Below are 10,988 nucleotides of genomic sequence, written 5' to 3'. Positions count from 1 at the left end.
TCGTTCTTGTTTACGCGAGGTGGAGTTCGGGGACGAAGGTGTCCAGGCCGGCGGCGATCAGCTCGGGCGAGATGCCCAGGGCCCAGGCGGCGGCGACGGCGGCGAGCAGCGTGGCGGCGTCCACCGCAGCGCTGCCGAAACGGCGCAGCAGGGCCTCGATGTTGGCGCCGGGCGTCTCGGCCGGGCCTTGCGCCAGCACGGCGGCGCCGCCGCGCAGGAAGACGGCGCGGCCGCCGCGGTCGCGGTGGTGCAGGATGGCCTCCAGCGCGCCGTCCTCGGCGTAGAAGACGACCTCGCCGTCGCTGAGCTCGGCCATGTCGACGAGGCGGGCGTGGGCCGCGTGCAGCACGCTGGCGCCGTCGCTGAGCACGACGTCGATCTGGGTGCGCAGCACCTTGTAGAGCTGGTCGCCGTCCTGCACGTCGAACTCGGCCAGCGCGGCGATGCCGTCCAGGTCGGTGACGACGCCGACGGCCGCGCGGTCATAGGCCAGGCCGTCGCGCAGGATGGAGGCGGCGTCGTTCTCGACGACGACGGCGTTGACGCCGCGGTTCATCAGCAGGCGGTGGGCCGCGTCCCAGCGGGCGCTGTTGCGCTTCTCGACGCGGCGCGTGCCGAGGAAGAGGCCGTCCTTGCAGGCCAGGCCCACATGGCGGCCGTTCAGATGCAGCAGCCAGGCGACGAGGCGTGTGATCTGGTGGCCGCCGCGCGAGCCGGCGACGCCGACGATGGGGATGCGGCCGGACTCGTCCTCGGCGAACAGGTGGTCGATGATGGCCTGGCCCACGGGCTGGGGCGCGCCGCCGGCGGGCTTGAGGTGCATCAGCAGGCCCGGGCCGGCGTTGACCTCGACGATGGCGCCGCCGGTCTCGGCCAGCGGCTTGCCGATGTCCTCGGTGACGAGGTCGACGCCGGCGATGTCCAGGCCCACGGTGCGCGCGGCCAGCGACACGGCGTGCGCCACCTCGGGGTGGACCTCGGAGGTGCAGTCGATGGCGACGTTGCCGTTGCGCTGGATCAGCACCTGGCGGCCGGCCTCGGGCACGGAATCCGGCGTCAGGCCCTGGCGCTGCAGGTCCAGCAGGATGACGCCGTCTTCGGCGATGCGGACGCGGTTGAGCGGGAAGTCCTCCGTCAGGCCGCGGCGCGGGTCGACGTTGATCTGGCTGTCGACCAGCTGGGCGACCGTCTGGCGGCCGTCGCCGTGGACCCAGGCCGCCTCGCCGCGCGCGGCCGCGACGACCTGGCCGCCGACGACGAGCAGCCGGTGTTCGTTGCCGCGGATATAGCTCTCCACCAGCACCGACGAGCCGTGCGCGTCGGCCAGCTTGAAGGCGGCCTCGCAGTCGGCCTCGGTCTGGATGTCCAGCGTGACGCCGCGGCCGTGGTTGCCGTCGCTGGGCTTGACGACGACCGGCAGGCCGACGTCCTGCGCGGCCTCCCAGGCCTCGGCGGCGGTCTTGATCTCGCGGCCCGCGGGCACCGGCACGCCGACGGCCTTCAGCAGGGACTTGGTCAGGTCCTTGTCACTGGCGATGCCCTCGGCGATCGCGCTGGTCATGTCGGTCTCGGCCGTCCAGATGCGGCGCTGGCGCTGGCCGTGGCCGAGCTGCACGAGGTTGCCGTCGTTCAGGCGGATGTGGGGGATGCGGCGGTCCGTGGCCGCGGCCACGATGGCGGCCGTGGAGGGCCCCAGGTAGCAGTCGTCCAGCTTGTCGCGCACGCGGGCCACGGCAGCGGGCACGTCGAAGGCCTCGGCGTTGATGGTCGCCATCAGCAGCGCATGGCCCTCGGCCAGCGCCGCGCGGGCGACCTGCTCGTCGCGGGCGCGGAAGACCATGCGGTAGACGCCGCGCTGGCTGGTGGCACGGGTCTGGCCGAAGCCGGTGGGCATGCCGGCCAGGTTCAGCAGCTCGATGACGATGTGCTCCAGCACATGGCCCATCCAGGTGCCGTCGCGCAGGCGCTCGATGAAGCCGCCGCGCTCGCCGACGCCGCAGTGGTGTTCGATCAGGGCGGGCAGGGCGGTGGTCAGGCGGTCGTTGAAGCCGGGCAGCAGGTTGGAGGGGTAGTCCTCCAGCTCGCCCAGGTCCAGCCAGACCTCCAGCACCGGCCGGTAGGTCCACATATTCGGCCCGCGCAGGTAGTTGATGCGCAGCAGGCGGATGTCGTTCTTCTTGCTCATGGAGTCTGGATGTTGGGCGCCGGGAAGCGCGTGGAATTGTGCGCCGAAGTCATCGGGGAGAATTGCGACAGCCCGTAGGAAGCAAGAACAACATGCAAGACCATCCTCCCGTCATCACGCCTCATCCTCAAATGGCTGCCCTGCAGGGGCGCCTCCTGGCTGGCGAGAACGTGGTGGCGACGCTGGAGGTTGACCTGGGCGCCGACGGCCGCTTCGCCCAGGGCCTGGTTGCGCTGACGAATTCACGCCTGCTGGCCTTCGAGCCGGCCGGAGGCGGCTGGGCCGAGTTCCCGCTGGCCGTGGGCCAGAGCCTCAAGCTCAGCGACCACGGCGGCCTGGCCTTCATGGAGTTGTTCGGCGCCGACCGCCGCCTGGCGCGCTGGCGCTTCACGCTGGCCTGCAACCCGGCCGCCGTGCGCTTTGCCGACAGTTTCGACCGCGAGGTGCAGCGCCTGGCCGGCCATGTCGTGCATGACGAGGAGGAAGAGGGCGAGGACTCGGCCTTCGACTTCGGCGAGGCCAGCACGCCGCCTAGCACCTGGGTGCTGCTGCGCCTGTGGCGCTTCGCGCGGCCCTACCAGGGCCAGCTGCTGCTCGGCTTCGCGCTGATGATGGGCGCCACCGGCGCGACGCTGGTTTCGCCCTATCTGACCATGCCCCTGATGGACAAGGTGCTGATTCCCTTCCAGAACGGCCAGGCCATCGACCCCAACCTCGTCACTTGGCTGCTAGGCGGCCTGCTCGGCGCGGCACTGTTCTCCTGGGCCATGGGCTGGGCCAAGACCTATCTGCTGGCCCTCGTTTCGGAGCGCATCGCCGCGGACCTGCGCACGGCCACCTTCGAGCATCTGCTGGGCCTGTCGCTCGAATACTTCGGCAACAAGCGCACCGGCGACCTGATGTCGCGCATCGGCTCGGAGACGGACCGCATCTCGGTGTTCCTGAGCCTGCACGCGCTGGACTTCATCACCGACGTGCTGATGCTGGCGATGACGGCGTTGATCCTGTTCAGCATCCACCCCGGCCTGGCCCTGGCGACGCTGGTGCCGCTGCCCTTCATCGCCTGGCTGATCCACCTGGTGCGCGACCGGCTGCGCACCGGCTTCGAGAAGATCGACCGCGTCTGGGGCGAGATCACCAATGTGCTGGCCGACACCATTCCCGGCATCCGCGTCGTCAAGGCCTTCGCGCAGGAGAAGCGCGAGGCCACGCGCTTTCGCGAGGCCAATGTGAAGAACCTGCAGGTCAACGACCGGCTGAACAAGACCTGGAGCCTGTTCACGCCCAGCGTCGCGATGCTGACCGAGATGGGCCTGCTGGTGGTCTGGGGCGTGGGCATCTGGCTGATCGCCCACCAGAGCATCACGGTCGGCACACTGACCGCTTTCCTGGCCTACATCGGCCGCTTCTACGGTCGGCTGGATTCGATGAGCCGCATCGTCTCCGTCACGCAGAAGGCCGCGGCGGGCGCCAAGCGCATCTTCGACATCCTGGACCACGTCTCCAACGTGCCCGACCCGGTCAACCCCCAGCCCTTCGAGAACGTGAAGGGCGCGATCTCCATGCAGGGCGTCAACTTCCGCTACGGCTCGCGCTCGGTCATCCGCACGCTGAACCTGGACATCCGCCCCGGCGAGATGGTGGGCCTTGTGGGCCACAGCGGCTCGGGCAAGAGCACGCTGGTGAACCTGATCTGCCGCTTCTACGACGTGACCGAGGGCGCCATCAAGGTCGACGGCGTGGACCTGCGCCGCGTCAAGGTGGCCGACTACCGCCGCCACATCGGCCTGGTGCTGCAGGAGCCCTTCCTGTTCTTCGGCACCATCGCCGAGAACATCGCCTACGGCAAGCCCGACGCGACGCGCGACGAGATCGTCGCCGCCGCCCGCGCCGCCCATGCCCACGAGTTCATCCTGCGCCTGCCGCATGGCTACGACAGCCTGGTCGGCGAGCGCGGCCAGGGCCTGTCCGGCGGCGAGCGCCAGCGCATCTCCATCGCCCGCGCGCTGCTGATCGACCCGGCCATCCTCATCCTCGACGAGGCCACCAGCGCGGTGGACACCGAGACCGAGAAGGAGATCCAGCGCGCGCTGGACAACCTCGTGAAGGGCCGCACCACCATCGCCATCGCCCACCGCCTGTCCACGCTGCGCAAGGCCGACCGCCTCGTCGTGATGGACCGTGGCGAGATCGTCGAGCTGGGCCCGCACGACGAGCTGATCGCCCAGCAGGGCCACTACTGGCGGCTGTGGGAGGCCCAGGCCCGCCGCGTCGATGCCGAGACGGCCGAGGACGCCGGTCTGATGGTCGTGGCCCCCAACCCGAACGCGCACACGGTGAACGCATGAGCACGACGCTTCCCTTCCGCGACCTGCATCTCGATGCCAACGGCCGGCTCGTGCTGACCGACCTGAACGGCGACAGCCACGTCGGCGTGATGCCGGTGCGCGCCCACCCCATCTCCGCGCCGGACGAGGGCCTGTCCCTGGTCGGCAGCCATGGCCACGAACTGGCCTGGGTCGAACGTGTGTCGGCGCTGCCGGACGGCCCGCGCCGCCTGCTGGAGGCCGAGCTTGCGGCGCGCGAATTCCATCCGACGCTCAAGCGCCTGATCGCGGTCAACACCTTCGGCACGCCCAGCACCTGGCGCATCGAGACCGACCGCGGCGAGGTCGACTTCGTGCTGAAGAGCGAGGAAGACATCCGCCGCCTGGAAGAAGGGCGGCTGCTGATCACGTCCACGCACGGCGTGCAGCTGCAGGTGCCGGACCGCTGGGCGCTGGACCGGCATTCGAAGCGCTTGCTGGAGCGCTTCCTGTAACTCAGCTCGGCTCGCCCATCTGGGATTGCAGATAGTTCTGCGCGCCGACGGTGTCGACCAGCTCCAGCTGGGTTTCGAGGTGGTCGATGTGCTCCTCGGTGTCGTCGAGGATCTCGACGAAGATTTCCCGGGAGACGTAGTCGCGCACGCTCTCGCAGTGGGCGATGGCCTCCTTCAGGTGGGCGTGGCCGGCCTTCTCGATCTTCAGGTCGCACTCCATCGTCTCGACGGCGTTCTCGCCGATCAGCAGCTTGCCGAGGTCCTGCAGATTGGGCAGGCCGTCCAGCATCAGCACGCGCTCGATGAGCTTGTCGGCGTGCTTCATCTCCTCGATGGACTCCTCGTACTCGTGCTTGGCCATCTTCATCAGGCCCCAGTTCTTCAGCATGCGGGCATGCAGGAAGTACTGGTTGATGGCCGTCAGCTCCAGCTTGAGCTGCTGGTTGAGATGGACGATGACCTGAGCGTCGCCTTGCATGGGGCTCTCCGAAACGTGAAATCGGTCCGCAGTATCCCCAGCGGAAGCCTCCAGGCAAAGTCGCCATTATTGCAAATGAGACTGATTCGCATTAGACTTCGGTCCCATGATTGTCTGTGTCTGCCACCGCGTCTCCGATCGCGACATCGCGATTGCCGCCTCCAGCGGCTGCCCGAGCTTCGAGGCCCTGCAGGACGAATTGCGCGTGGCCACGGCCTGCGGCGCCTGTCGTGATTGCGCCTGCGCGGTCTTCGAGGAGAGCCGCGTCGAGGGCGGTGCGCCACGGGCGCGCGGCATGGCCGTTGCCATCCGGCCCCTGCGGACCGCCTGAGCGCCTACAATCCGGCACTTCGGTCGGCATCCGCCGCCGGCGTCCGCTTTGTCTGATCTTGAGTGTTGTGTTTTGCCGCAGCCGCTCGGGCTGCGGATGAATCCTGATTCAACGACACCAAGGAAATCTTTCATGAGCACCATGCAAACCGGCATCGTCAAGTGGTTTGACGACGGCAAGGGCTTCGGCTTCATCACCCCCGCCGACGGCGGCAAGGATCTGTTCGCCCACCACAGCGAGATTAAGAACAACGGCGGTTTCCGCACGCTGGCCGAAGGCGCCCAGGTCGAGTTCGAAGTGAAGCAGGGCCCCAAGGGCCTGCAGGCCGCGAACATCCGCGCGCTGTAATTCACGCGTCGCCCTGACACAAAGCCCGCGCCTGGCGCGGGCTTTGTGCTTTCCGGGGTCGCCCAACGACAATCGATGGCTATGTCCGCACTGCCCGCCACGCCCCCGAAGGCGCTGACCGCTTACCGCCCGTTCTGGGCCAAGCGCTTCGGCCCCGCACCCTTCCTGCCCATGAGCCGGCAGGAGATGGAGCAACTCGGCTGGGATTCCTGCGACATCGTCATCGTGACGGGCGACGCCTACGTCGACCACCCCAGCTTCGGCATGGCCGTCATCGGCCGCACGCTGGAGGCCCAGGGCTTTCGCGTCGGCATCATTGCCCAGCCGGACTGGAGCAGCGCCGACGCCTTCAAGGCGCTGGGCCGGCCCAACCTCTTCTTCGGCGTCGCGGCCGGCAACATGGACTCGATGATCAACCGCTACACGGCTGATCGGAAGATCCGCAGCGACGACGCCTACACGCCCGGCGGCGAGGGCGGCAAGCGGCCCGACCGCGCGACGCTGGTCTACACGCAGCGCTGCCAGGAGGCGTTCAAGGACGTGCCCGTCGTCATCGGCGGCATCGAGGCCAGCCTGCGCCGCATCGCGCACTACGACTACTGGCAGGACAAGGTGCGCCGCTCCATCCTCGTGGACAGCAAGGCCGACCTGCTGGTCTATGGCAATGCCGAGCGCGCCATCGTCGAGATCGCCCACCGCCTGGCGCGCCGCGAGCCTATCGAAAGTCTGACCGACGTGCGCGGCACGGCCTTCATGCGCCGTAGTGACGATCCGTCCGCCGAGGGCTGGTTCGTGCTGGACTCGGCCGAGGTGGACCGCCCGGGCCGCGTCGACGAGTTGATCAGCCCCTACCAGATGGTGGACGAGGGCAAGGCCTGCGCATCCAATGACGAGGTCAAGCCGATCACTATCCACAAGACCGGTCGCATCACGATGCCGCCGCGCGAGCACACGGTGGTGCGCCTGCCCGCCTACGAGAAGGTCAGGAGCGACCCGGTGCTCTATGCCCACGCCAACCGCGTGCTGCACCTGGAGACCAACCCCGGCAACGCGCGCGCGCTGGTGCAGCGCTACGACTTCAACGGCGTCGAGCGCGACCTCTGGATCAATCCGCCGCCGATCCCGCTGACGACGCCGGAGATGGATCACGTCTTCGACCTGCCATACGCGCGCAGCCCGCACCCGCGCTATGCGGACGAGGCCGGCGGCCATGACGGCGCGACCAAGATCCCGGCCTGGGAAATGATCCGCTTCAGCGTGAACATCATGCGCGGCTGCTTCGGCGGCTGCACCTTCTGCTCCATCACCGAGCACGAGGGCCGCATCATCCAGAGCCGCAGCGAAGACTCCGTGATCCGCGAGATCGAGGAGATGCGCGACAAGGTCAATGGCTTCACCGGCATCGTGTCGGACCTCGGCGGCCCGACGGCCAACATGTACCGCCTGGGCTGCAAGAGCCCCGAGATCGAGGCCGCCTGCCGCAAGCCCAGCTGCGTCTATCCGGGCATCTGCCAGAACCTGAAGACCGACCACGGCCCGCTGATCAGCATGTACCGCCGCGCCCGTGCGCTGCCGGGCGTGAAGAAGATCCTGATTGGCTCCGGCCTGCGCTACGACCTGGCCGTGCAGTCGCCCGAGTACGTGAAGGAGCTGGTCAGCCACCACGTCGGCGGCTACCTGAAGATCGCGCCCGAGCACACCGAGGGCGGGCCGCTGTCCAAGATGATGAAGCCGGGCATAGCCACCTATGACCGCTTCAAGCAGATGTTCGAGGCGGCGAGCGCGGCGGCCGGCAAGAAGCAGTACCTGATCCCCTACTTCATCGCCGCCCATCCCGGCACCAGCGACGAGGACATGATGAACCTCGCCGTCTGGCTGAAGAAGAACGGCTTCCGGGCCGACCAGGTGCAGACCTTCTACCCGAGCCCGATGGCCACGGCCACGGCGATGTACCACTCCGGGCTCAACCCGCTGAAGGGCATCAGCCGCGACGAGACGCGTGGCGAGAAGGTCGACGTCGTGCGCGGCGAGCGCCGCCGCCGGCTGCACAAGGCCTTCCTGCGCTATCACGACGCCAACAACTGGCCGCTGCTGCGCGAGGCCCTCAAGGCCATGGGCCGCGCCGACCTGATCGGCAACGGCAAGCACCACCTGATCCCGAGCTATCAGCCCGTCACCGACGGCAGCTACGAGAGCGCGCGGCGCAAGAACTCGACCATGGCCAAGGCGGCCATGCCGCGCAAGGGCCAACTGCTGACCCAGCACACCGGCCTGCCGCCGCGCGTGACCGGTGCGGCCCGCCCCGCTGCCTCGCGTCCGGGCAAACCCGGTAAACGTTGAGGGCGCCTGCGGGACATTTGCCCGCGCTTTTCGTGACATGCCGCTTGCGGATGCACTACGCTTGCGGCTCTTGACCGACGAGGCCGCTGCCGCCGTGGCTGCCGCCCGTGCCCGGAGCCCTCGCCCCCATGCAAGAAACGCCCGCCGCTGACGACGATTTGCTCGAACTGCTCGACGAGCCCGAGCACGCCGACGCGGAACATCGCCCCCACGACCGGCCCTGGCGCATCCTGATCGTCGACGACGACGGTGACGTCCACAAGGCCACCGAACTGGCCATGCAGGGCCTGACCGTCGAAGGCCAACCCCTGGTCTTCCTGCACGCCTCCTCCGCCGCCCAGGCCCGCCAGCTGCTCGCCAGCGAAGACGACCTCGCCGTCGTGCTGCTGGACGTCGTCATGGAGAGCGAAGACGCCGGCCTGCAGCTCGTGCGCCATATCCGCGAGGAACTGCGCCTGAACGCCGTGCGCATCGTGCTGCGCACCGGTCAGCCCGGCTATGCACCCGAGATCGAGACGGTGCAGGCCTATGACATCAACGACTACAAGACCAAGTCCGAGCTGACCCGCACGCGGCTCTACACCGTGCTGACCGCGGCCGTGCGCTCCTACCGCCAGATCTGTGCGCTGGAGGCCAACCGCCGCGGCCTGGAGATGATCGTCGAGAGCAGCACCTCGCTGTCGCGCATGCGCGGCCTGTCGCGCTTCGCCGAAGGCGTCGTCACCCAGCTCTGCGCCCTGCTCGGCATCCTGCCAGAGGGCCTGGTCTGCGCCCAGGTCCATGGCGACGGCGGCGACGAGGTGCGCATCGTCGCCGCGGCCGGCCAGTACAGCGGCCTCATCGACCGTCCGCTGGCCCAGGTCAAGATCGCCGCCGTGCGCGAGCGCCTGGAGCGCTGCCTGCGCGAGCAGCGCAGCATCTACGACGACGGCACCTGCCTCTACTTCGGCATGGGCCAGGGCCGTGCGATGGCGGCGCTGGTGGACGTGGGCCGCGAGCTCGACGAGCTCGACCAGCAGCTGCTGCGCGCCTTCTGCTCCAACATCGCGGTCGGCTTCGAGAACGTCGTGCTGTACAGCCAGTTGCTGGACCAGGCCTACAACGACCCGCTGCTGCGCCTGCCCAACCGCAACCGCTTCGTCGAGCTGCTCGACAAGAACCTGAAAGACCCGTCCGGCGTCACGCTTGCGCTGATCGACATCGACGACTTCTCCGACATCAACGACGCCTTCGGCCACCACTTCGGCGACCAGGTGCTGCAGGCCGTCGTGCACCGCATGAGCGAGATGCTGGGCCTGAACACGGCCATGGCCCGCGTCGGCGCCGACACCTTCGGCGTGCTTGGCGAGCATGCCAAGGTCTGCCCGGAGAGCGTGCAGGCCGTCTTCGCCGAGCCCTTCATGGTGGCCGGCGAGCGGCTGCAACTGTCGGCCACGACCGGCCTCGTGCGCCTGGGCGAGTCCAAGGCCGTCGGCTCCGAGCTGCTGCTGGACGCCCAGATCGCGCTCAAGCGCGCCAAGCAGCACCAGCGCGGCGCTTCGCAGTACTTCTCCGCCGCCATGGGCAGCGACGCGCGCGAGCGCTTCAAGCTGCTCAAGGGCCTGCGCACCGGCTTCGAGGAGAACCGCCTCTTCGTCGTCTACCAGCCCCAGGTCGACCTGGGCAGCGGGCGCGTGCTGGGCGCCGAGGCGCTGCTGCGCTGGCGCACCGACGATGGTCGCTTCATCCCGCCGGACCAGTTCATTCCGCTGGCCGAGCAGAGCGGCCTCATCATCCCGATCGGCGAGTTCGTCATGCGCACGGCCTGCCACCAGCTCAGGAGGCTGCAGGCCCAGGGCCATGCCGACTTCCGCATGGCGGTCAACATCTCGATGGCCCAGTTCCGCCACCCGGCCTTCCTGGACATGCTGGCCCGCGCGCTGAAGGACGGCGGCGTTGCCGGCCAGAACCTCGAGCTCGAGATCACCGAGTCCATGGCCATGGAGGACGCCGATCTCGTGCTGCGTGTGCTGGCCGACATCAAGCAACTCGGCTTCAGCGTCGCCATCGACGACTTCGGCACCGGCTTCTCGTCGCTGAGCCAGCTGCGCCAGTTGCAGGTGGACCGCCTCAAGATCGACCGCGCCTTCGTGCAGGAGGCACAGGCCTCGTCCGCCGGGTCCACCATCGCGCAGATGGTCGTCAACCTCGGCCATGGCCTGGGCCTCACCGTCATCGCCGAAGGCATCGAGACCGAGGAGCAGCGCCAGTACCTGATCGGACTGGGCTGCCACGAAGGCCAGGGCTGGCTGTTCGCCAAGCCCATGCCGGCGGAGCAGCTCGAAGCCTGGATGCCGAAATGAGGCCCCTCGTCCGCTTGCGCCGCTGAACGCGGGCGCATCCGGCCGGTCCCCCGAGGGGACGACGATGCTTGCGGCATTGAGCCGCAAGCACATCGCCGGCGCGGGCCGGCTTGGGCCGGCCCGGCGCTCGGCCCCAATACAAA

At 68.7% G+C, this 10,988-nt stretch carries 8 protein-coding genes; 6 read left to right on the top strand and 2 right to left on the bottom strand.

All coding sequences use genetic code 11. The features are described 5' to 3' along the window. Positions 1-10: 10 nt before the first annotated feature. Positions 11-2,185, bottom strand: a complete 2,175-nt coding sequence (locus EV671_RS12490) for a cyanophycin synthetase (protein ID WP_132571723.1) — start codon at positions 2,183-2,185, stop codon at positions 11-13. 92 nt (positions 2,186-2,277) lie between these two features. Here EV671_RS12490 and EV671_RS12485 point away from each other — a divergent pair, with 92 nt between their 5' ends. Next, on the top strand, positions 2,278-4,533 hold the full coding sequence (locus tag EV671_RS12485) for a cyanophycin metabolism-associated ABC transporter (RefSeq protein WP_132571721.1): 2,256 nt from the start codon (positions 2,278-2,280) through the stop codon (positions 4,531-4,533). Continuing rightward, positions 4,530-5,006: a cyanophycin metabolism-associated DUF1854 family protein gene (locus tag EV671_RS12480; protein ID WP_132571719.1), complete on the top strand. Its 477-nt coding sequence runs from the start codon at positions 4,530-4,532 to the stop codon at positions 5,004-5,006. Before EV671_RS12485 ends, EV671_RS12480 begins: the two co-directional genes overlap by 4 nt. 1 nt (position 5,007) lies before the next feature. Here EV671_RS12480 and bfr read toward each other — a convergent pair whose 3' ends face one another. Continuing rightward, positions 5,008-5,484 (bottom strand): bacterioferritin, encoded by a 477-nt coding sequence (bfr, locus tag EV671_RS12475; protein ID WP_132571717.1) that lies wholly within the window; start codon positions 5,482-5,484, stop codon positions 5,008-5,010. Between the two features lie 106 nt (positions 5,485-5,590). Between bfr and EV671_RS12470 the strand changes: the two genes are divergently transcribed. From EV671_RS12470 to EV671_RS12455, 4 genes are all read left to right on the top strand, one after another. Further along, positions 5,591-5,815: a (2Fe-2S)-binding protein gene (locus tag EV671_RS12470; RefSeq protein ID WP_132571715.1), complete on the top strand. Its 225-nt coding sequence runs from the start codon at positions 5,591-5,593 to the stop codon at positions 5,813-5,815. 141 nt (positions 5,816-5,956) lie between these two features. Beyond that, positions 5,957-6,163 (top strand): cold-shock protein, encoded by a 207-nt coding sequence (locus tag EV671_RS12465; RefSeq protein WP_207911143.1) that lies wholly within the window; start codon positions 5,957-5,959, stop codon positions 6,161-6,163. 81 nt (positions 6,164-6,244) lie between these two features. Further along, positions 6,245-8,503 carry a YgiQ family radical SAM protein gene (locus EV671_RS12460; protein WP_243655702.1) on the top strand — a complete coding sequence of 753 codons (2,259 nt, stop codon included), beginning with the start codon at positions 6,245-6,247 and terminating at the stop codon, positions 8,501-8,503. 128 nt (positions 8,504-8,631) lie between these two features. Further along, positions 8,632-10,845, top strand: coding sequence for a putative bifunctional diguanylate cyclase/phosphodiesterase (locus EV671_RS12455; RefSeq protein ID WP_132571709.1), 2,214 nt, complete (start codon positions 8,632-8,634; stop codon positions 10,843-10,845). Positions 10,846-10,988 lie beyond the last annotated feature (143 nt).

It is taken from the genome of Roseateles saccharophilus (assembly GCF_004342485.1).
Lineage (GTDB): Bacteria > Pseudomonadota > Gammaproteobacteria > Burkholderiales > Burkholderiaceae_C > Pelomonas > Pelomonas saccharophila.
Note: the sequence above shows the minus strand (reverse complement) of the source record. Positions and strands in the feature narration are given on the sequence as shown.

Bases quoted from the DNA above. Each gene is read 5' to 3' on its own strand.
- EV671_RS12490 (WP_132571723.1), bottom strand. From the start codon at position 2,185: ATGAGCAAGAAGAACGACATCCGCCTGCTGCGCATCAACTACCTGCGC.
- EV671_RS12485 (WP_132571721.1), top strand. From the start codon at position 2,278: ATGCAAGACCATCCTCCCGTCATCACGCCTCATCCTCAAATGGCTGCC.
- EV671_RS12480 (WP_132571719.1), top strand. From the start codon at position 4,530: ATGAGCACGACGCTTCCCTTCCGCGACCTGCATCTCGATGCCAACGGC.
- bfr (WP_132571717.1), bottom strand. From the start codon at position 5,484: ATGCAAGGCGACGCTCAGGTCATCGTCCATCTCAACCAGCAGCTCAAG.
- EV671_RS12470 (WP_132571715.1), top strand. From the start codon at position 5,591: ATGATTGTCTGTGTCTGCCACCGCGTCTCCGATCGCGACATCGCGATT.
- EV671_RS12465 (WP_207911143.1), top strand. From the start codon at position 5,957: ATGCAAACCGGCATCGTCAAGTGGTTTGACGACGGCAAGGGCTTCGGC.
- EV671_RS12460 (WP_243655702.1), top strand. From the start codon at position 6,245: ATGTCCGCACTGCCCGCCACGCCCCCGAAGGCGCTGACCGCTTACCGC.
- EV671_RS12455 (WP_132571709.1), top strand. From the start codon at position 8,632: ATGCAAGAAACGCCCGCCGCTGACGACGATTTGCTCGAACTGCTCGAC.